The organism is Planococcus sp. PAMC 21323 (assembly GCF_000785555.1).
In the GTDB taxonomy this organism is placed as follows: domain Bacteria; phylum Bacillota; class Bacilli; order Bacillales_A; family Planococcaceae; genus Planococcus.
In genome coordinates, this window is sequence record NZ_CP009129.1 from 2,054,138 (window position 1) to 2,076,963 (window position 22,826).

Genomic DNA, 22,826 nt, shown 5'->3' on the forward strand with positions numbered 1-22,826 from the left:
CAAAAAAGTAGCTCCGACCTCGTTGGTCTGGGCTACTTTTTTTGTAGAAATAAAATGTCTGAAATTAATGAAATTTATTTTTTCTTTTTCGCTTTTATTAATTGATCGATTGCACCGGGTGAAGTAGACTCTTCATTTACGATTTTTACTTTTATTTTAGGCGTTACCAAGCCGAAACGTCTAAGTGTAATGTCGGTGAAGAATAAAAGCATTGCAGTAAATAGAAGACCCAACTGAATTGAACGAACAGAGCCACTTGTGTAGGGCATATCGCGGAAAGATTCCTCGAGGGTATCTAATAGCTGCCCACCTGTACGCTCAGTCATCGTATTCATTAAAGACAAGTTTGCCTTTGTCGATTTATACTCGTCGCCATAAGGGATAGTCAGGCCAGTCTTATAAGATGCTCCTGTTTCATTACTAATACTAAAAAAGACCAATCCTGGTGGAGCATCAATTTTAACATCTACCTTCCCTGGAGCTACAGGTTCTGTTTGTAACGGAATTTCGTTGCCTTGTTCATCTATTGCAGCAACTGTCAAAATCGCAGAACTATGTGTAGGATCTTCAATCGAATAAATGCCTTGTTCTTTTCGAACTACTGAAAAAGGAATTTCTTCAAATGATGGCAATAATTCTGCAGCACTCCGGTTCCAAAAATCAGGCCACTTTGACCAATTTTGAAAATCTCCACTCCATGCTCCGCTTCCTGATGTATAGGCAATTGTTTTGCCAAGTCCGTAGTTCCAACTTGCAAGTACGGGATCTTCTTCTTCGCTTTCAAGAGCAACAGAGGCAGTGTTTTTTGCAGTTGTTGCAATATACGTATTTAATTGCGGAACACCATCTGCAAACAAATTATCCCATTTACTATCATAAACAACCGGATAAAATGGTTTATCCACAATATAAGTTCTTGACATCATAATCGTTTCTCGGGATAAAATCGCTGGAATCGTAGTAGCGTCTGTTACATCATAAAATCGTCCGCTTCCCGTTCCAGCTAATTGTTCAAGTAAGTTTCGGTCTGCATCTTGACCTATAGATACAGTCGATAACGTAATATTATGGTCTTTTCCGTTTTCTATCAACGTATCATAATCACTCGAAGTTGACGATTGACCATCCGTTAATAAAATAATATGTTTTCGCTGCAACTCTAAATCCTCAAGCTCTGTATACGCCTGTTCCAGAGAACGATAAATTTCAGTGCCTCCACCTGGAGTAATACTTAAAATCTTATCTGCAGCTTTTTTCGGATCGTCTACCTTTCCAGTCGGTAAAATTTCCCACGGTTGATCGTCAAATGCAATGACCCCTAACGTATCATCCGGACGCAAAAGTTCGACAGACCTAGCCGCTGCTTCTTTCGCAAGTTCCATCTTCATCCCCATCATACTTCCTGAACGATCCATAACAATCATTAAGCCAAGAGAAGGCAATTCGTGCTTGCCTTTCACTTCCATTTCTACAGGCAGTAAGCGTTCGATTGGCGTCTTAAAATAACCACCAAGACCAAAGCTTTGATCGCCGCCAACCATCATGAAGCCAACACCAAATTGTCTCACTGCTTGTTCGATTATGGTCATTTGCTGTTCACCAATAGCTGTTCCAGATACATTATCAAAAATAATTGAATCATAGCGGAGTATAGCAGACAAGCTGCTCGGCAATTGTGCTGAGGTAATTTCTGTTACTTGTAAATTTTCCGTATTTAACAACGTCGGTATTGGACTTGGTTCGCCACCATTTACGACTAAAACTTCTGGGTTGCCAGCGACTTCCGTAATACTAAACAATGAATTATTTTCAAGATACGCGTCTTTTGCCGTCTCTAAACGCACTTCATATTTTTGAAGTCCTTCAGAGTTTGCAGGATACGAATAACTATAAACATTCTGACCTTCAAGCACGTTAATTTCTTGTATATCTAAATCTCGATCATTAGCAGAAAAAATCAGTTTTGCCTGTGCTTCGCTATCTGAATCTACAGCAATTGTAAAAGATTGAGCTTCTCCTAAAAATGCACGAGACGGGGTTTCAAAGCGACTCACTGCCATATCATTTTTAGTCATTTGTTCAATTGGCCATATGTCTACTTGAAGTCGATCAGACTGCAAGCGATTTAAGCTTTCGATTGCAGATGACTGCGTTTCATTGCCATCTGTTAAAACGACTAGGCGTGTCGCCAAGTTGGTATCTCCACTATTCGACGCAAGCTCTATCGCACGCGCAATATTTGTATGGCTATTTTGATTCACCGTTAATTCTGCCGGTATGGTTTGCGGATTTTTAGTCATTGGCAAAAGACTTTGAAAATCCTCTGCAAACGTATAAACTGCAACTGATTGATGATCTTTTTTTGCATCTAAAGCCGCCTCTACTGCTGCTACCATTTCTGTTTCAAGTCCATCAAGAGAAGCAGAACGGTCTAATAAGAAAATGATTTGCTCTTCTTTAACCGGACTAAATAACGATGGAGTCGCTAGTGCAAAAATCAGTAAAGCGACTACCGCAGTTCTAAGAAAAAAAACAACTTTCACTAGCCTAGAGCTCGCCGAAAAGTTCTTGACAGCAAACCAACCTAAATAGGTGATTGCAGGGATCAGCAATAGGAGCCAAATTGGATTACCTAGTTGTAATTCCACGGCGATACACCTCCCATTCCACTACAATTAATAGCAAAATTAAAGCAATAAGATAAGGCACAAAAGAAAAACGAACCATATCTTGTAAGGCCTCTGCTTGTCCCATTTTATAAGTCGAACCAGCAGAAAGCATCTTTTCTTGGGAGCTTAGCTGAACAACCATCGTCATTTCTTTTTCGTCACCCACCACTTTATAAATGCCAGGCTCCGCCGGTGCGATAAATGGGTCACTTCCTTCTATGTAAGAATGACTATACGAGCCATCCCGAAAGATTTCCCATTCTCCTGTTTTTGAAGCTAATGAAACAGACCGGTGTTCATTTGGTTGGAAATACCCGAGAAATTCAGCATCTCCAGACAAACTTTCCATCGCACTCCATAAAAACAATGGAAATGATGGGGAGAGTGGCCAGTCGGTCAATTGGACATCTGTCAGCACGACTATATCCCCTTTTGGAGAAACTTGAATAAATGGTTGTTCATCAATCTGAGCGATCGTTTCATAACCTTCAATAGGCGGATATAATTGTGATACATAAACATCTTCTAAAGAAGCATAAGTAAAAAGTGGGTGAGGCTTTGTTTCAATTTGACCTGATACTTCAAATGGACTTACATCATTACGCCCAAACAATAAAATCGGAGTCTGCCCCTCGAGTAAATCAGGTTGATTTGTCACGAGTGGCACCCCTGAATCGGGCTGTAACTGGCTTGACTCTGACAACCTAACATCTAAAGATAACGAACGAAAACCACTTGCGATTAATTCATGTAGCACAGAATCAATCGTGACTTCTCCTACAGGAGGGGCTAAATAAGTCGCCATAGTATTGTCAGCCAAATAGTCATCTGCTACTTCTACTGTCGCCTGCCAAAGCATACCATCTGGTAAATCTTCAAATGGCACAAGTAACTCCTCAGTAGCCGCTAGTTCCACGGTAACTTCTTTTTCCACACTGCCACTTGATAAACGGACTATCGCAGGTAAAGCTTCTTCGCTATTATTTACTAATTGAACAATTCCACGTGTTCCATCTTCCGTTTTGGAAAGCCCAAATTGACGGACAGATACATTGCGCAAGGTTTCCGTAAAACCATGCACGTGGTAGCTTTGCCCCGTTTTATTGGCTAGCACAGAGCGGTCTAAGCTATCTGTGAATATATGAATAATAGTAGAATCATTGACCGCCAATGTATCCGCAAACAAAATCGTTTGCTCGATTTCAGCGCTTTCATAGTTCACCATTAATTGATCGATGGCTTTTTCAACTTGCTCTAGATTTTGTTCATTTCGAATAATTACTTTCGGACTAGTGCCAGTTGTAACAATCGTTACCGGTTTTCCACCAGCTTGTGCAGCCAAACTTTTCATGTTTTGTTGTTGTTGTTCAAAATGAGCAGGTGAGCCCGCTAGCATCGTTGCTGAAGTATCGACCACAAAAATGAAATCATTGCCCGCTAGAGTTTCTGATTCACTAAAAGGCTCGATTAATGCCAGGACACATAAGAGCAGCGCCGCCAATTGTAGATAAAACAATAGATGATGCTGCAGTTTTTTTAAATAAGGAGAAGCTTGCAATTCTTTCATACGTTCTTGCCAAAATAAAGTTGAAGATACATGCTGATCCTTGTATTTTTTTCTAAAGAAATAATAGAGAATCACGGTTAGCGGCATAACTGCTGTCCAGATCATTCCCCAATTTGATGCTCCCATGCCGCTTCACCTCATCCGATCCAATTTTTCCGTGTCATTTGATGGAACAATACTTGCTCGATTCCATCTTCTACCCGTAGGGGCATATATGCGATTCCGTATGTTCGACAAAGGGATTCTAAGCCTTTGCTATGAAGTTCACTTTGTTTTTGATAGGCACGAAGCGCTTCTTCCGTAACCGTCACATTCGTTACTTCTTGAGTTTCTGCATCGATAAAACGAAGATCTCCTTTATAAGAAGGCACTTGCTCTTCTTGTGTATTCACATGAATAAACCTTATGTCATGTGCATAGGCAGGAGCTTGTCTGAAAAATAAGTTCCAGTCTTCTAACGGTTCCAATCCATCCGAAACGATAAATAACACTGTAGAATCTTTTGCTGCATGAAAGCTTGCTTGCTTTGCAAACGACAAACTTTGAGGTTCAGGCATCGTTGAGATAAAATGCTCCAATAACTTTTTAGCTGACTTTCCTTTTTTTCGAAATGGGACGACTTCTTTTTGGCCAGCAGAAACTGTTAACCGGTCATCGCTCCCTAACACCATTAACCCAAGTGAAAATACCATTTGCTTAGCAAACAGCCATTTATTGTTCATGGATTTCGAACTGTCGAGCAAAATGTGAATACGCATTTCTTGTTCATCTAAAAAACGTTTAATGTATACTCTTTCAGTCCGTGCGTAAACGTTCCAATCAATGTGGCGTACATCATCTCCAGGATGATATTCACGAAAATCAGAGAAATCTAATGAACTGCCAAAGCGCATAGAGCGGTGAGACCCTTTATGATGGCCCCTAATTTTTGCTTTTGTTCCTATGGCGTAGCGGCTAAGACGTGATCCCCAATCAGCTGGTAGGTTTAATAAAGTCATTTCAAAACGCCTTTACCTGCTGTGCTCAGCACTTTATCGATCAACTCGTCTGCTTTTTTGCCAATGGCTTCTGCTTCATAATTTAATAACAAACGATGACGCAATACCGGTTTTGCCACATGCTTTAAGTCACCAATAGATACATGATAACGTCCTTCCATTAATGCTCGTGCTTTAGCCAAACGAATCAAACTTTGCAACCCACGAGGACCGCTGCCATATTGAATAAATTGTTGAATTTCTTGATGCTCTGAATGTTCAGGGTGCGTATTTTGAATAATGTCGACAGCGACCATTAAAATATCTTCTGCCATCAACACTTCTTTGACCATTTGTTGAGCTTCGATCAAACTAAAAGTGTTCATTTTTTTAGTAAGATTGATGGAATCTGCCCCTGTTGTTCGCCGACTAATTTCAGCAAGTTCATTGCGACTTGGATAAGAAACAAGTATTTTACATAAAAAACGGTCCATTTGGGCTTCAGGCAATGGATAAGTTCCTTCCATCTCGATAGGATTCTGTGTAGCCAAAACGAAAAACGGTCTTGCCATTTTTTTCGTATCTCCCAAAATCGTCACCGTTTTTTCTCCCATCGCCTCAAGTAGCGCACTTTGTGTTTTAGGCGTTGCACGGTTGATTTCATCTGCTAATACCATTTGATGAAAAATCGGTCCTTCTCTAAAAGTAAATTGCTGACGCCCTTGCGCATCTCGTTCAATAAGACTAGTTCCTGTAATATCCGAAGGCATTAAATCTGGTGTAAACTGAATTCTTGAAAACGACAAATCAAGAACATCCGAGATGGTTCGTATCAACATTGTTTTACCTAGACCCGGAAGCCCTTCGAGTAAGGCGTGACCATCCGCCAAAATAGCGTATAAAGAAAACTCAACTGCGCTTTCTTGTCCGACGATAAAACGCCCAATTTCAGTTTTTACTTCTTGAAGTAATTGACTCATTTCTGTAAATTGATCGGTTGTATATGTCATAAAAACCCTCTTTTCTATTTGTCGGTTTCAATATCAGTAAAGTATTGTTCCACAATGGTTTGCAAATCAGGAGGCAATTGCAGACGATCTGCACTTGAGAAATACGATGCTGAATAATCTCCCACTACATCTGCATAAGGTCGTACTGTTCCTTTAGTTGCAGAAACAGTTCCCGTTTGCTCACCAACTGCTTCGCCTTCTCCAACTTCTCCACTGTCAACGGTTGTTTGTCCTTTGCCACCGATTCGAGTAGGCACAGTCAATAAATCACGGCTGCCTTTACCTGTACCAGCTCCACTACCGCTTTGTCCTTGTCCTTGTCCTTGGCCTTGGCCTTGGCCTTGGCCTTGGCCTTGGCCTTGGCCTTGGCCTTGACCCTGACCTTGGCCTTGACCCTGACCTTGACCCTGACCTTGACCTTGTCCTTGGCCTTGACCCTGACCTTGACCCTGACCTTGACCTTCGCCCTGTCCTTCGCCTTGGCTTTGAGACTCGCTATTTTCTGAACCTTGTTCCCCTGTTGATTCATTTTCTCCTGTACCTGATGCTTGTCCATTTGCACCGGATTCACCGGTAGTTTCAGACGATTCGCCGTCACTAGAACCGTTTTGTTTGCCTTCGTTCGATTGTTCACGGTTGGCAATTGTTTGTTGCAACGGAAATGATACGGGTTTCCCCATATTGCTTAAAGTCGTTTGCGTCTTTCCTGCTTGTTCAGCTAATTGATTGGCTGCTTTTTCTAAGTCTTCATTCGTCTTTTTAGCATCAGGATTTTGGTCTCCTGCTAATTGCCGTTTTTTCAACTCCAATTCTTTTTGTTTTTTTACAATTTCTTTTAATACTGCTTCTGGATTTTCTTTTTCTGCAACTATAGCTTTTAATGCTGCTAATTCTTTTTTAACAGTCTCTGTTTCTGCTTGCTTTTTAATGTCATCAATTTCTTTTTTAAGCTCTTCAACTAATTCAAGTTCTTTTTCCACATCATTTGCTTGGTTTTGCAAATTACTTGGGAAAATTAAAAGCAAGAGCATTAAAGCAGCACTAATCACAGCACCGATCAACCATTTTGGTCGTAGCCACATTTTGCGTTCTTTTCGAAACAATTGATAACTGTGTGGAATATTTTTTGCTGTTTTATGAGTTAACTCTTGTGATAGTTTATTGTGCTCTGTCATTTTCCACACTGTTAATAATTGATTATGCGGAGTAAAACGGTCTAATTCTTGTACAGCTTGTTGCTCAGTTGGGAGTCCTTTTAAAGACAATAAAATCCAACCAAATGTCGCAACTGTTCCTACTGCATATGCATAAAATTCATAATAAGGAAGCACGAACAACCGTGATCCAAAAAGCAGAGCAGCGGCTAATACAAGACCTGCAAACAAAGCAAACTGAAAACTACGTCCGATATGAAGCATCTTTAAAATGCGCTTTACTTTTTTGACGTGGTTGCGTATATCACGATTGTTCATGAGAATCCCTCCTTATTTGTATTTATTCATATTTACGCGTAATTTTTTTACCGCTAACAACAAACTGCCTGCTGTTATTAAAATATAAAAAATGGTGTAGCCGATCCATAACGGAATGGGTACCATTGTCACCGTTTGTAATTCATCTTGCATAGGTGGCTGTAATAACGTCAGCAAAACTGCCGGCGGATTAATCGTTGCCCAAAAATGAGCCATTGGTGACATTGTTGTCGCTGGTGAGGTCATGCCCATTTGAGAAACTTGAACTGAGATTAATAGAAAGAATGCGGTAACTCCCGCAAGAAAAATCATAGCCCCATAAGTTGCAATAATGGCAACTATGGTTTTTCTGATCAATGTTGAAAACATGACCCCAATGCTCGCAATTGCGAGTAATGTCAGCATATAAAACAAGAAAATAAAGAACAACTGACTTGGAGAAACACCTCCGTATAAGAAAACTAAACTGTAAATAGGTAAACCAGACACGATCATCAGCAATAAAAACGCGATAGACGATGTCATTTTCCCAAATATAATTTGGAAAGACGTTTGCGATGTAGTAAGTAAAATGTTCAATGTTTGCTTTTCTCGTTCCGTACTAATCGTTCCTGCGGTCAATGCTGGCGTAATAAATAGGATCAATCCTAATTGAATATACGTCATCATACTAAACAACATAAAACTTTCGTCCGGACGGAAAAATCCATTTCCAGTTAAAGATGTGGCTAAAAAGATAAAACCAAAAACAAATACACTCATCGCGATTAAGTAAAACAAAATACCCGTAAAACTTTTTAAATTACGGAAGCGCAATTTAAGCTCTTTGACTAGTACTGGATTGGTAAAAAGGGGTTTCATCCAATTTCCACTCCTTTTGTAATTGCCATAAAGACATCTTCTAAATCTGTTTCTTCTTCAGAAAATGAAAGAATCGGCAATTTCTGATGTATTGCGCGCTGTAGCAACTGCAATTGATCTTCTTCTGTGCCACGATAGAAAAATTGAAGCGTGTTTTTACCTTGCAGTTCTACAATTTGAGAAACAAATGGATCCATTTCAAAAAAAGAAACAACTGATTGTATGTCTCCGCTAGTTTTGACGCGCAGCACTTTTTCACTTTGCAATTGCGCTTGAATGTCTGATACAGAACCTTGCGCAATTAATTTTCCATTATCAATTACTCCGATGCTATCACACATCTCAGCAAGTTCCGGAAGAATGTGAGAAGAAATCAAGATGGTTTTGCCCATAGCTTTTAACTCTCTTAATATATCTCTCATTTCCACACGTGCACGTGGGTCTAGACCTGATGCCGGTTCATCTAAGATTAATATTTTAGGATCATGAATTAATGCACGCGCCAGACAGAGCCGCTGTTTCATCCCACGCGATAATAAATCAACATATTCATATCGCTTGTTTTCTAAGTTGACTAATTCTAAAAGCTTCGGGATTAATACAGCACGCTCTTTTGGTTTAATGCCATAACTCGCACCGTAAAAATCTAAATACTCGTCTGTTTTTAATTGATCATATACCCCAAAGAAATCTGGTACATAGCCAATTTGCTTTCGTACTTCTTGAGGGTTTTTAGTAACACTCACCCCATTAATGAAAGCATCTCCAGCTGTTGGCTGAAGAAGTGTGGCCAAAATCGAAAAAGTCGTTGATTTCCCTGCTCCATTTGCACCTACAAAACCAAAAACTGTGCTATCTTCTACGACCAAATTCAGATCCTGAAGAGCGTAGAAAGATCCGTATTTCTTGGTTAATCCGATTGTTTCAATCATGGAGCAATCACTCCTTTCAATTTAACTTTTGGCATAACCACTTCAGGAATACCTGAGTTATCGGACATGTCTAACTTAAATTTAATTGCGCCTTCTGCGTTTAAATATTCTTTTGCATTGTCAGCGAATTTTTGATTAGATTCTGTCAGTTCTTCGTAATCTCCACTTTTGTGATTTAATATACTGACATTCAAGTTTGGCGCAGATTTGGTCACAGATAATTCATTCCATACTGCTTTTTTAAGCTCTAAATCTTCTGGTAATGTAAACGTTAGTTCATATTCTCCAGGCTCTAAATAAAATAGATAAGGGTCTGTTGATACATTTTCAAAATAACCAGTATTATTTATACCAGCAAGATTCATCGAAAATGCATCTACGTTTAAAGTAATATCTCCACTCAAGCTCAATTTCGGTTTGAAACTTTGTGCAATAAGATGTACAGACTCAACAGAAGCTCTTTGGTTTTCGAGCGTAATCGGTACAATAGCATCGCGTGCATAAGCAATTACGTAAGGAGCCTTACCTTTTTGGGACAATTGCTCATATGATGTAGTCAACAATGATTGTCGACGTGCTTTTTCTAACTCTTTTAAGTTTGCAATCGGTTGATAACTATACGATTGTCCGATTGGAGCTGCTGGTGACAAAATAGCCGATTGAACGGTTTCATCAACTACTAACTCTTCTCCCGGGTTCAACTTGCCTATGTCTATAAGACGTGTTCCTGTCCAAATCGAAACACTTTCGACTGCAAAAGGAAAGTTATTTTGTATAGAGCCAGTAATTTTTTCATTTGCGACTTCCAAATCGATTCCGAAGTCTCCGCTGTCTTCAATATACGATTGACCCATAATCGAACCTACAGACCAATAACGCATATCACGTAATGTCATTTGGTTGCTTGCAGCTCCTTTTTCCAACATTGCCGACAAGTACGGCTGTGTGGATGAAAAATCACTAGCCAAGCGATGAGTCATTGTAGTAGAAGAAGGGGCTGTAAATTGATAATCTCCTCCACGATTCGAAAGTAACGAATTGACGTAATATCCTTTTAATCCACTATCAGCATCCACTTCAAAAAAGCCGGTTTGTTGAATTTGCGGATTTCCAATGCGATCTTTTGCTCCAAAAGCAAATAATCCAATTGAAGTTACTATTGCAATAGTAGGAATGATAAACCAGGCATATTCACGTTTGTCCTTTTTCTTAAGAACCATATATAAAATAGGGACAATTAGTAAAATATAAAGCAAGATAACGATAATAATGAATGGTTTTGATACTTCAAAGCTTTCGAATAGCTCGTTAACATTTCCAACTTCATACGTCATAGTATCGAGAATCGATTGTCCACCCATGTTATTATAATTTGCTAATGAAGATGGGAACAAATTCGATAGCATTTGACTATAACCTTTTTGACCGGAAACGGTTTCATCTCCAAGTGAAAAACTCATTTGCGTCAAACTACCAGATCCAATAGACTGCGATGCAGCCAAAACTTGATCGTCTTTTTTCAGCTTGACTACAGCACCTTCTTTAGCGCTTGCTCTAAACACAGGAACTGGATTTTCAAGTCCTGGAATTGTAGTTTCCTTAGAATCTGCTAAATTTAACGGTAAATATTCACTCAAATTTCCAAGTTCTGCTTCTAAATTACTCGATGAACCTGTAATAACATGTCCACCTTGCTGTACCCATAGTAAAATGGCTTGTTGCGTAGGAGCTGGTAAATCGCTGTAAGTAAATTCATCAATAACAAGAACATCAATCATGTCCCAAGCTTGAGCTTCGGTCGGTAATGTAAAATTCTTTAATTGATTTAAATGAAATACCTCAATACCTTCACTTGAGGGTATCGAAAGCTGCTTTAAAGGTAACAGACGGTCTTGATTGTCTGTTAAAGTCGCGACAAATACTGACATAGGTGAATAATTAGATGGTTGAATCTTTTTACTTCCTTTAAAAGCAATAGATTTCCCGTCTTCCCATCCTCCTTCAAACAAGAAAATGTTTTGATCGCCGGTACCTCCTGAATAATACGTATCCGTTAATCCGGATGCTGCGATTTGCAAGGTTTTTGTTTCTCCCTCGGCAAGCTCAATTGGCAGTGCCATTCCAGCTCCGAGATTATAAGTTTCTGAAAAACTAAGTACTAAGTCACCAGAAAAAGCCGAACCGTCATTGGTTATCGTAAACTGCAACGGTAACCCTTTTTCCATTTTCACTTTATTTTGAAAACCGGCACTGGAATCTATGGTGATTTGCGGCGCCGCTAAAGATGGTTGAGGCAAAATTAAAAAACTAAATAGCAATGCAAAAGCAAAATATGCCAGCAAGCGTTTATGCATGTTGACCCTCCTTTTATTCGTCTCTTTATTAGTACGCTAGCAATTAAAAATAGTTCCATATTCTCACTACAAAACAAGGTTTAATTTTCTTACTAAAAAAGAACAGGCAGCTTAAGCTACCTGTTCTTATAGTTCTACAAAAAAGCCATGTAAAAAATCTGGCATGAATTCTAAGATTTGTTCATCTGGATTTAATTTTGAGTGATGCAATCCATAGGGTGAGTTGACACCGGCCCAGAACATCATACCTGGAAGTTGTTCAGTAAAATAACCAAAATCCTCGCCAGTCATTGCTGCCTCACTTTGTATGGCTTTAATGTTTGCTACTTGATTGGCATAATATAAAAATTTTTCCGCCAACTCTTGATTATTATTAACCTCGAGATAACTCGATCCATAATCGATGCTTACTTGACAATTGTATGCTTCTTCTACTGCACGACAAATTGCTTCAATTCGCTTTTTCACCTGCCTCATCGACTCACTGTTTAATGTACGAATCGTTCCTTCTAGACGTGCATGTTCAGCAATAATATTTTGTACAGTTCCAGCGCTAAGCTTGCCAATTGTCAGTACAGCAGAGTCCATCGGATTTACATTCCGACTAACAATCGTCTGTAATTGCATTAGCATGGATGCAGCAGCAACCGCCATGTCTTCTGTTAAATGGGGAAAAGCTGCATGCCCACCTTTGCCATGAAGGTCGATAAATAACTCTGATGTATTGGCAAACAATAAGCCTGGTCGCGTACCTACCGTGCCAACTGGTAGTTCTGGTGCTATGTGCAAAGCAGAAATCATATCCGGTAAAAAATCAGGCTTTTCACTTTTCAGCCATTCTCGAAAAGGCAATGCGCCTCCTGGACCTTCTTCAGCTGGTTGAAATAAAATAACGACATCATCTTGGATTGGTTTTTCAATTAACTTTTGCAATAAGCCTATGGCAATTGTCATGTGCACATCGTGACCACAAGCATGCATAAATCCTGGATGCGTCGATTGAAATTCTAAGCCGGTTTCTTCTGTAATCGGCAAAGCATCTATGTCAGTTCTCCAGCCAATCAACTTTGTTGGGTTGTCCCCTAACACTTTGACTGCAATTCCAGTACGCCATTTCACGATTTCTAATCGCTCTTGCGGAAACTGAGAAATGATGTCCATTAAATAGCGTTGCGTTTTTACTTCTTTAAAGCCAATTTCCGGAATTTGATGCAAAGCTCTTCTAATTTTCACTAATTCCATTGGATTCACCGATTATAACTGTCTTAGTTCTTGTTTGATTTCTGTTTTTGAGCGTGTTTTAGCATCCATCAATTTCAATACGCGTGCTGGCATTCCGCCCACTACTGAATTTTCAGGAACATCTTCGATAACAATTGCACCCGCTGCAACAACTGCACCTTTGCCAATACGAACACCTTCAAGAACGACTGCATTTGCACCGATCATAACATCATCTTCAACTATTACAGGAGTAGCTGAAGCTGGTTCAATTACGCCTGCAAGTACTGCGCCTGCACCGATGTGACAGTTTTTGCCGACAGTTGCACGGCCACCCAAAATAACACCCATATCAATCATAGTGCCATCACCAATAACAGCTCCAATATTGATTACAGCACCCATCATAATAATGCAATTGTTTCCGATTTCTACGTTTTCACGGATAAATGCACCTGGCTCAATACGGCTATTAATGTTTTTCATATCCAATAATGGAATCGCTGAATTTCTACGATCGTTTTCCACTACAGAATCTTCGATTGCTGAAGCATTAGCCTCTAATGCTGCTTGAATATCTGTCCATTCGCCAAATACAGTAACCGAATTGCCTTCTCCAAAAACTTTAGAATCTGTTCCATAATCTAAATCAGCAACGCCTTGTCCTTTTATGTAAACTTTTACAGGTGTCGATTTTTTCGCATTTTGTATGTACGAAATAATTTCATTTGCATCCATTTGTTTCATCAATAAAACCTCTTTCTGTTATGTGATGTAATTATTATATCTGATTTAGTATAAAAATTCATCCACTTCATCTTAATAAAGTGGCATGTTTTTCGACTATGTCGACAAATGCTTCAACCTGTCGTAGTTGGAATGCTGATTCATATCCAATCAACCACGTATCACGCGTCAATTCTAATTCTTCTTTGTTGTTCGTTAATGGCATCATATGCACATCTTCGGTGCCAGCCAGCGTAATCGATGGCAAGATGGCATAGCCGATTCCATTTACAGCCATTTGTTTACACGTTTCAATTTGATCTACAGTAATTTGACGCTTTGGATTTGAAGCAAAATGCTTTTGCCACCATTGTTGTATTTCCTCGTAGTAAGTTGAATCGCTTTTAAACTGAATAAACGGTCGCTCTGTTTGAAGGAGCTCTTCAAGAGACCGAATCTCTTTATCTACTAAATACAAAGTATCTTTAAACAAATGCAATTTGGGTCCTTTCCAATCTGTGTGACCACGAACAATTCCGATATGTGCTTCCCCGTCATATAGTGCCCGGACAATTTCCGAACTCCAGCCGGTGATCAATTGAATTTTCGCTTCTGGATAAAGCGTGACAAAATCTTTCAAAACTTTCGGCAGCCAATTTTGACCGATAATCGTGGCACAAGCAATTTTTAACGTACCGTGCACTTTAGAAGTTAAGGTGTGCAATACTTCAAAAACTTCTTCTTTCCGCTGAATTGTTTCAATCGCATACTGGATAACCAATTCGCCAGCAGGGGTTGGCGAAAGTCCTTTTTGAGAACGAATGAACAATTGTTGCCCCCAGTCTTTTTCAATAGATTGAAGACGCTGAGATAATGCCGGTTGCGATAAAAAAAGCCGTTCTGCAGCTTTTCTCATATTTCCTTCTTCTGCTAATACCTTAATGACTAATTCTTCATTTGACATTGCTCTTCACTCCTCTTTGTCCGCGAAGTCCTAAAATCAAAACAAGGCTAAGCATAGCGAAAAATGCGGTCACTAAATACACCATTTGTAGCGACTCAGCTAATCCCTGCTGAAGAAATCTTAACGCCTCGACTGGCATTTCGACACGAGTCTTTTTACTCAACAAATCATTGATTGAACTTAATGTATAACTTTGACCGTTATCAGCAAAATAACGCAATAGTGAACTGTTCAATATACTACCGAGTAATGCCACTCCGATCGTACTACCTAAGTTTCGCATAAACATATTTGAAGCAGTAGCTGACCCACGCTGTCCATAAGAGACGGCAGCTTGAATCGAAACGATAAAAGCAGTACTGGTCAACCCCATTCCAATGCCAATAGCAAAACTCGACAGCGCCGCCCATAAAGGTCCAAAGCTCGGTTGCATCAAGACAAACAATAAGGTCCCAATTACGAGGAAAACGCCACCAGCTAATGAAGTTTTAAAATAACCAATTTTCAGCAATAATCTCCCCGAGAAAAAGGCTGCAAGTGGCCAACCAATTGACATAGCTGTTAACGTAAATCCCGCAATTGCTGCAGGTTGTTCCATGACACCTGTAACATATGTAGGTAAATAACTCGATATCCCAATTAATATAACACCTGTTGCCAATGAAACAAGATTGGCATAAAGAATGGTTTTATTTCGCCAAATCTCAAAAGGCATGATTGGGTCTTCAGCTTTGCGCTCTACAATAACGAAGAAGACAATAAGTAAACTACTAGCTACTAATAATAGTAACGTTTGTGTAGATAGCCAGTTAAATGACACGCCACCTTCAACAAGTAAATACAAAAGACTAGATAATGCGACCATTAAAAGAACTGCACCTTTGTAATCGATCACTGGGGTTTTGTTATTTACAGGTTCTTTTAAAAATAGTAAAACGCCGAGTAATGATAAAATACCAAGAGGTAAGTTTATCCAAAATACATATTCCCAACCGATAGTTACAACAAGCACACCACCGATAGCTGGACCTGTAACAGCTGAAATTCCCCATACACTCGACAAATACCCTTGAATTTTCGCACGTTCTTCCCTTGTATAAATATCCCCAACTATTGTAGTGGCGATAGGCATAACTGCGCCCGCTCCTAGGCCTTGAACAAAACGAAAAATGATTAGTTCATCCATCGTCGTGGCGAGTCCACATAACAAAGAACCAAGTAAAAATAATAGCATCCCAATAGTAAATATGCGCTTACGTCCAAATATGTCTGACAGTTTACCGTAGAGTAAGACGGTTACAGTACTCATTAGTAAATATGCTGAGAATACCCAGCTATATTGTGAAAAACCGCCTAATTCAGCTGCAATACTAGGCATAGCCGTTGATACAATTGTAGCTTCAACAGCACTGACAAACATCGCCAGCATGACTGAAGCTAAAACTAACGGCCTTTTTGTCTTTTCCATTCAACAAACCTCTTTTCGACTCAATATAGGAAAAATAAAAGCGCCTTTATTGATTTTATCAGTAGAAGCCAATTTGACTTATACTTCTAAAATCTGGGCGCCAGACATTGACCAATTTCATACAAAAAATCCATCTTCTTTTAAGCATAAAAAAGGCCTCTAAAACGAGACCTTCTCTACATAGAATTTTTTAATTGATAAAGTTGTTTTTTTAATTGTTTTAATACAACGCGCCGCGTCAAGATTCCCATGAACATTTCTTCATCATCTACAATGCAAAGAAAATTCTGGTTAATGACCATATCTAGCGCTTTTTGAAACCGCTCGTTAATGTGGATCAAAGGAAGATCTTTTTCCATGATATCTTCCACGCGGATATCAGAAAGCCGTTCGTATTCTATATGATCTAAACCGAGAATTGCGTCCGTTATTCGTTGTGCATTGATCAAGCCCCGAAAGCGATATTTTGAATCTAAAACCGGTATAGCTGAATAACCCGTCTTTGTCAAAACAAGTAATGCATGTTCTGCACTATTGCCTATTTGAACATGTGCAACTTTCTCAGAAGAGATGATATAGTCTTCGATTGGTGTATCAAGAAAATCTTTGCTTGGTAATGAAATCATGTACTCTACTCCTTTTACAACGCCTGTATTAAATGCCACCTATTTAGGTTCATCATAACACAACGGCATAGGCGAAACTATTTTATTCGCCCATCAAATTACTTAAAAAGGAAATTTGTTTAACCATTGCCCACCGTCTAATGTGACAATTTCTCCGTTCATATACGAAGCTTTATCTGACATGATAAATGCAGCAAGTTCAGCTACTTCTTCAGGTTTTCCGAGTCTTCCTAGCGGAATTGAATCAATTGTTCGTTTCGCTGCCTTTTCAGATTCCCATAATTTTTCAGCTCCACCCGTCCGTTCGATTGGTCCAGGCGCAATACCATTTACCCGAATGCCAAATTGAGTTCCCCACTCGACAGCGAGAGTTCGAGTTAAGGACATAACACCGGCTTTAGCTGCTGCTGAATGGGCAACTCCAGCACCGGCATTCCACGCATAAGTAGCCAACATATTAATAATATTTCCTTTAGTGCCGTTTTCAATCCAATAATTCCCAACTGCATGCGAACAGAAAAATGTACCATTCAACACAATATCAATCACCGATTTCCAGCCATTTGGTGAAAGCTTTTCTGCATGAACAATAAAGTTTCCAGCAGCATTGTTTACTAAGCCGTCCACTCTTCCGAATTTCTCATGAGCAAACTTAACCATCGCTTTTGCATGTTCAGGTTCTCTTACATCCATTTGAAATACTTCTACAGATCCACGCTCTCCTGTAATCGCTTTCACAGCTTCATTTAATTTTTCCATGTCTCGTCCTGTTATAACAACATTTGCTCCTTCTGAAGCAAATTTCTTAGCCATATGGAGTCCCATACCACTTGAACCACCAGTAACAATAATCGTTTGATCTGTAAACATAGAAACATCCCCTTTTATTAGTCTTGATAGTTAAACCGATGATTTTCATCTGAACGTATTTTGGTCAGACGTTTTCACCTTAACTAATAGAGTTCTACAAAGCTTTTGATTTTCCCTTTTAATAGATATGTTCCTTCGGTATACAGTGTCTGTTAATTTTGATATGATAATAGCGAACTCCCACTTATTTGGATGAAAGGAATGAGTCTATGCCATCTGCAAAATCAGATTCAGATATCGCACAAGCTATATTTACAGTAAACCGGCACGCAAAAACTGCTCCTGATAATCAATATTTATATGCATTAAAAAAAGAAGCGTTAAATTTGATGATTGATAAAGAGCGTGCATTAAAAATCGGCTTACACTTCAGTAAAAACCCTCAGAAAAGTCAACAACAATCTTCCGTCCTCGTTAAATGCGGCAATTACTATTTTCACATGCTCCCGAAAAAAGAAGATTTCTCCTTACTTGAACATTTAGGCCACTTAGACGATACGTATCGCAATCCGCCAAGTCGCATGAATTTGAAAGTGGCAAAAGAAATTTTACGAACGTTGACCGGACTGGAACCGCAAAAAAAAGAGTCTACACTTTCCAACTTCTCTAAAGCATATCAACCAAAACAAGTTGATCGCTTTTATTCTCCAAAAAAATCATACTTTGATTAAGTCTAAAAACAGCCGAAAACCTTTAAAGGTTTTCGGCTGTTTTTATGATTTATAATATTCGATTAAAGCTTGAGTACCATTTTCTTCGTTGCCCTGAGCTGCAATTTTTTCGTACATGCTTAGCGACATACGTAGCCCTGGTAAATCTAATCCCCAGTCCTCTGCTTCTTGTGCAGCAATTTTCATATCTTTAATAAAGTGTTTTATGTAAAACCCTGGACGGAAGTCTTCGTTAATCATTTTAGGTGCAAGATTGGACAATGACCATGAACCCGCTGCGCCTGATGAAATGGAACGCAATACTCGTTCTGGGTCTAACCCTGCCTTCTCCGCATAAATAATTGACTCACATACGCCAATCATACTACTCGCAATATTAATTTGGTTGCACATTTTGGTATGTTGTCCTGACCCTGCTGGTCCTTGAAACACAATATTTTCTCCAAACAAATTAAGGATAGGAGAAATTTTCTTATAAACTTCTTTTTCTCCACCAATCATAATGGACAATACACCATTTTTTGCACCGATATCCCCTCCAGATACAGGAGCATCTAATGCGTGAAGCCCTTTGTCAGCTGCTGCATCAAAGATTCGTTGAGCCAATTGCGGCTGGGAAGTTGTCATATCTACAAGGATGGTGCCTGTCTTAGCATTCTCTAGTAGCCCTTGTTCACCAAAATAAACTTGTTCTACATCGGAAGGATAGCCAACCATTGTAAAGATCACTTCACTATTTTCAGCAACTTGCTTAGGTGAATCAACAAGAGTTGCACCGGCTTCTACTAAATTCTCTGCTTTTTGAGCGGTACGCGTATAGATAAAAACTTCATGCTTATCATCGAGTAAATGCTTTACCAAACTATTGCCCATGACTCCAGTTCCAACAAATCCAAGCTTCATATGTATTTCCTCCTTTTAGTTTCATCTACAGTTTAGCAAAATTTCATAAGATATACACTTATAGGAACGAGCAATGTCATACTTTAAAAATTTACTCATTAAATGTATGTTTCTATATAAAAAAAAGAAGCCGATCCGTAAACGGACCGACCACAAAAGGGGGAAATGAGAATGTTGCTGTGTTCAAGTATACTATGCCCCTCCTGAAAAGATTTTAAACATTTTCTTTGAAATAATCTTTTTTTATTTTTTGAATATCAGCTATAAATTGTTTAGCATGTAATTCCGGCAATTGCTCGTCTCCATAACGGACACGATCATATGTGTGATAAAAAGAATCTGATGTATTCCAACTCATTCGTGACACCCATTCACGAACTGTTTCATAATCTTCTCTTCCTAAATTCTGCTCTTTCGCTGTCTTTTCGAGTTCACGAAAAGCTTCTCTAATTTGATGCAAATTCATTTCGGCATCAGAAGACTCAAGTACAAACGGCACAGCTGTTTGTATCGTTTGATTAGGATACCTTTTTGTTTTATTCGTAGTTTCTTTTATTGGTACTTTTATTTCTGGCTTTACTTTCCTTAACCATAAGACGAGTACAATTACACAGCTTACCAAAAATAAGCCTATTAAAATCTCCACTGGGTAATCAGTGGCTCCCGATTCACTTATCACTTGGGTGTTTTGAGTTGTTTCTTCATCTGGACCTAATTGATCAATTGTTTCTTGCATGTCCTCTTCTGTCGATAACCCTGATAAAAACAGAGTGACTTGCTCCATCAATAGAGCTAGCGGCCAAAAAAGAAGACGAATAACGCCTCCTACAACCCAACCAAGTCCTCTTCGTACTTCTTCAGCTATAAAAAAGGTAATGATTGCTGCAACGCTAGCTATGCTAACAAGAAAACCGAATGCTCCGACCGCTTGAGTCAATCGCATGCCTTCTGACTTAGAAACACTGTATTGGTCAATCACGCGAGATATTGTATAAAATAATATTGCGACCGGCACCATGGTGAAAAGTGTCTGAGTTGACTGCGCTTCAGGATTTAATAAAAGAAGAACCCAGCAAGCACTAAAAACCACAATAAATTTTACCAGAAAATGATGGTCATCACTAAATCCATCATAAAATGCTGAATACCTATTATGAAGCATATAGATTGCAAGTATACCTAACAAAAGTGCTAACCATGCTGGAACTCCTAAAACCCATAATAATAATATCGCAACAAAAGAAATTCCGACTCCGATAATTAAACTGTATGCATATTTTACAGTCAATAAATAGACACTCCCTGAAACGAATAAGGCTGTTAAAATCCAACTCCAAGCAGTGGGGGGTTCCACAAATACCAGCAATAACGAAAGGATAAAAGCATCCAGCATAAAGTAAATAGATGAAATAAAGCGGGATCTCATGCCAAATCACGTTCCTTTCTACCAGGTAAAACGGTTAATTGAGTCTGCCTTGCCCACATATTTATAAAGCGCAAAGAGTCCTCAGGCTTATCCGTCAATAAGTACGTGGTATAAGGTAATTCAGAATGTATATCCAAATGACCCAACATGGTGTTATAAGAAAGAGTTGCATTGTTTTTAGAAATAACCGATAGCAACTCCAATGCCTGCTGACGTTGTTTTTGACCTTGTCCTGCAGACAAATACAAATATGGCATCTTTCCAGCAGAACGAATATTGACTGCTACTGCATATGGGATACCTGCTTTAAAGCAATCTTCTATATAAGAAGCTAGTTCTTCGATTCGTTCTTCTAAATTGTGAATTGTTCCATAATATGCAGAGATATTCAGTGCAAAGAGCATAGTTTCGTTTGCCACTTGCGAAAAAATTTTGGTTTGGTAATTTTGCATTCTGACACTGGCTTTCCAGTGGATTTGGTTAAATTGATCAGTCGATACGTAATCTCGCGTACCGATTGGTTGAAAGGCATCGTCAAATAAAGAATGCTTTAAATTGAATTCTCCTGGCTTTTGTGGAGATGGCTTATAGCTAAAAGGATGTTTTTCGATCTTTGGAAACACGAGTTGTTCATGTGCAATTCTAGGAAGGTATTCTAATGTCACGCTACCTTCTCCAAATGGCTGCGGGATAAGCACTTCCATTTTTGTAATGCGTGAAATTCCTCTTTTCTTTCCTCTAACAGGTACTTCTATTTCGATAGTTTCGTTATGACCAATTGTGAATGGCAATGAAAGTTCTATTAGCTCACCAGAACTTATTCGCGGTTGTTCTATTGGTTCCACAGCATCATAAAACCATATTTTTAATTGGCCTCCCCAAATGGGTAATCCATCATTTTTAAAAGTAAACTGCCAAGCTGATTCTCCATCATAAAGGACACGTTTTCGCATTCGGATGTTTTGGAAAACTAATTTTGAACCAACATTCTTTAAATAGAATAATTGTCCCCCTACTATTGAAGCGACAAAAATAATGACGACAGCTGCAGTAAACTGCAAAAACACCATTGCCATAAAAAACAAAACAAGTAGAAAGCCGAGTACCCATTTCAAATTTTTAAAATCGTCGTCATGGCGCATCCAGATCATCTAAAATGCCTCTACCGGTGAAGAAACTGAATTTACAATATCACGTAAAACTGCTAAAGGCTCATGAATGAGCATGCCTTCAGCTGTTAGCATTAATCGGTGGACAGCTACCGGTTCTACTATGTATTTAACGTCATCTGGTGTAACAAAATTTCGCCCTTCTATAAATGCTCTCCCTTGCGCTGCATGAACAAGTGCTAAAGCGGCTCTTGAGCTTAGTCCAAGTTCAATTGATGGATGTTCACGCGTCGCTCGGACTAGCGATAATATGTACGTTTCAATGTCTTTATGTACTGCTACTCGACCTGCATCTAAATGCCATTGTTGAACATCTTCAACCGAAGCAACGGGAAGAATTTGTTTTTTATGAGATACGTTATCTCGAAAATTTTGGATAATCAAGAGCTCTTCTTCATATTCCGGATAACCAATTTCTAGTCGAAATAAAAAACGGTCTAGTTGTGCTGCAGGAAGCGGAAAAGTTCCTTGTTGTGACTCGACAGGATTTTGCGTTGCAATGACAATAAATGGGTTTGGCAATTGCAATGTATCGCCATCGATCGTTGCTTGCTTCTCTTCCATTGACTCTAAAAGACTTGATTGTGTTCGCGGCGTGGCTCGATTGATCTCATCAGCTAACAATAAATTAGTTTGTACAGGACCAGCCCGAAGTTCAAATTCTTGTGTTTTCGGATTAAAAAAGCGAATGCCTGTCACGTCTGACGGCAAAACATCCGGTGTAAATTGAATGCGTTGAAACTGACCTGCAAAAGATCCTGCAAATGCTTTAGCCATCCATGTTTTGCCTGAACCTGGCACACTTTCAAGCAACACATGCCCCCCTTGAATTAAAGCAATTAACATAAAGTCAATTTCCTTTTCTCTGCCCACTACTAATTGATTTAATTGATCTTTAACTTTTGTTAATTTTTCCACATATTCTCCCCATTTCCCATTT

At 39.1% G+C, this 22,826-nt stretch carries 19 protein-coding genes; 1 reads left to right on the forward strand and 18 read right to left on the reverse strand.

Annotation, left to right across the window (positions count from 1 at the left end; translation table 11 throughout):
• Window positions 1-74: 74 nt before the first annotated feature.
• The 14 genes from PLANO_RS10415 to fadH all read right to left on the reverse strand — a co-directional run bounded on the left by PLANO_RS10415 (window position 75) and on the right by fadH (window position 17,717).
• Window positions 75-2,648, reverse strand: a complete 2,574-nt coding sequence (locus tag PLANO_RS10415) for a VWA domain-containing protein (RefSeq protein WP_038704383.1) — start codon at window positions 2,646-2,648, stop codon at window positions 75-77.
• Complete coding sequence (locus tag PLANO_RS10420) at window positions 2,629-4,362, reverse strand: vWA domain-containing protein (protein WP_038704384.1); 1,734 nt, start codon at window positions 4,360-4,362, stop codon at window positions 2,629-2,631. Before PLANO_RS10420 ends, PLANO_RS10415 begins: the two co-directional genes overlap by 20 nt.
• A gap of 11 nt (window positions 4,363-4,373) precedes the next feature.
• Window positions 4,374-5,234 carry a DUF58 domain-containing protein gene (locus tag PLANO_RS10425; protein ID WP_038704385.1) on the reverse strand — a complete coding sequence of 287 codons (861 nt, stop codon included), beginning with the start codon at window positions 5,232-5,234 and terminating at the stop codon, window positions 4,374-4,376.
• Window positions 5,231-6,223, reverse strand: a complete 993-nt coding sequence (locus tag PLANO_RS10430; RefSeq protein ID WP_038704386.1) for an AAA family ATPase — start codon at window positions 6,221-6,223, stop codon at window positions 5,231-5,233. Before PLANO_RS10430 ends, PLANO_RS10425 begins: the two co-directional genes overlap by 4 nt.
• A 14-nt stretch (window positions 6,224-6,237) precedes the next feature.
• Window positions 6,238-7,695, reverse strand: a complete 1,458-nt coding sequence (locus tag PLANO_RS15980) for a hypothetical protein (protein ID WP_038704387.1) — start codon at window positions 7,693-7,695, stop codon at window positions 6,238-6,240.
• A gap of 12 nt (window positions 7,696-7,707) precedes the next feature.
• Entirely contained in the window at window positions 7,708-8,556 is an 849-nt protein-coding gene (locus PLANO_RS10440; RefSeq protein WP_038704388.1) for an ABC transporter permease, read from the reverse strand.
• On the reverse strand, window positions 8,553-9,488 hold the full coding sequence (locus PLANO_RS10445; protein WP_038704389.1) for an ABC transporter ATP-binding protein: 936 nt from the start codon (window positions 9,486-9,488) through the stop codon (window positions 8,553-8,555). The genes PLANO_RS10440 and PLANO_RS10445 overlap by 4 nt, the downstream gene beginning before the upstream one ends.
• On the reverse strand, window positions 9,485-11,842 hold the full coding sequence (locus PLANO_RS10450) for a hypothetical protein (protein WP_038704390.1): 2,358 nt from the start codon (window positions 11,840-11,842) through the stop codon (window positions 9,485-9,487). The genes PLANO_RS10445 and PLANO_RS10450 overlap by 4 nt, the downstream gene beginning before the upstream one ends.
• A gap of 126 nt (window positions 11,843-11,968) precedes the next feature.
• Window positions 11,969-13,084: an N-acetyldiaminopimelate deacetylase gene (locus PLANO_RS10455; RefSeq protein WP_038704391.1), complete on the reverse strand. Its 1,116-nt coding sequence runs from the start codon at window positions 13,082-13,084 to the stop codon at window positions 11,969-11,971.
• Window positions 13,085-13,096: 12 nt separating this feature from the next.
• Window positions 13,097-13,810 (reverse strand): 2,3,4,5-tetrahydropyridine-2,6-dicarboxylate N-acetyltransferase, encoded by a 714-nt coding sequence (gene dapD / locus PLANO_RS10460; RefSeq protein WP_038704392.1) that lies wholly within the window; start codon window positions 13,808-13,810, stop codon window positions 13,097-13,099.
• Window positions 13,811-13,877: 67 nt separating this feature from the next.
• Entirely contained in the window at window positions 13,878-14,753 is an 876-nt protein-coding gene (locus tag PLANO_RS10465; RefSeq protein WP_038704393.1) for a transcriptional regulator CcpC, read from the reverse strand.
• Window positions 14,743-16,221, reverse strand: coding sequence for an MDR family MFS transporter (locus tag PLANO_RS10470; RefSeq protein ID WP_038704394.1), 1,479 nt, complete (start codon window positions 16,219-16,221; stop codon window positions 14,743-14,745). Before PLANO_RS10470 ends, PLANO_RS10465 begins: the two co-directional genes overlap by 11 nt.
• 176 nt (window positions 16,222-16,397) lie before the next feature.
• Entirely contained in the window at window positions 16,398-16,847 is a 450-nt protein-coding gene (gene cbpB, locus PLANO_RS10475) for a cyclic-di-AMP-binding protein CbpB (protein ID WP_038704395.1), read from the reverse strand.
• 102 nt (window positions 16,848-16,949) lie between these two features.
• The gene (gene fadH / locus PLANO_RS10480; RefSeq protein ID WP_038704396.1) at window positions 16,950-17,717 is read right to left on the reverse strand and encodes a 2,4-dienoyl-CoA reductase; all 768 of its coding nucleotides are present in this window, start codon (window positions 17,715-17,717) and stop codon (window positions 16,950-16,952) included.
• 209 nt (window positions 17,718-17,926) lie between these two features.
• Here fadH and PLANO_RS10485 point away from each other — a divergent pair, with 209 nt between their 5' ends.
• Window positions 17,927-18,388, forward strand: coding sequence for a YkyB family protein (locus PLANO_RS10485; RefSeq protein ID WP_038704397.1), 462 nt, complete (start codon window positions 17,927-17,929; stop codon window positions 18,386-18,388).
• Window positions 18,389-18,430: 42 nt separating this feature from the next.
• Here the strand turns inward: PLANO_RS10485 and PLANO_RS10490 are convergent, their stop codons facing one another.
• From PLANO_RS10490 to PLANO_RS10505, 4 genes are all read right to left on the reverse strand, one after another.
• Entirely contained in the window at window positions 18,431-19,291 is an 861-nt protein-coding gene (locus tag PLANO_RS10490; protein WP_038704398.1) for an NAD(P)-dependent oxidoreductase, read from the reverse strand.
• A gap of 214 nt (window positions 19,292-19,505) precedes the next feature.
• The gene (locus tag PLANO_RS10495) at window positions 19,506-20,717 is read right to left on the reverse strand and encodes a DUF4129 domain-containing protein (protein ID WP_038704399.1); all 1,212 of its coding nucleotides are present in this window, start codon (window positions 20,715-20,717) and stop codon (window positions 19,506-19,508) included.
• A complete protein-coding gene (locus PLANO_RS10500) occupies window positions 20,714-21,868 on the reverse strand; it encodes a DUF58 domain-containing protein (RefSeq protein WP_038704400.1) in 1,155 nt (384 codons plus the stop codon). The genes PLANO_RS10495 and PLANO_RS10500 overlap by 4 nt, the downstream gene beginning before the upstream one ends.
• A complete protein-coding gene (locus PLANO_RS10505; RefSeq protein WP_038704401.1) occupies window positions 21,869-22,804 on the reverse strand; it encodes an AAA family ATPase in 936 nt (311 codons plus the stop codon).
• Window positions 22,805-22,826: the final 22 nt, after the last annotated feature.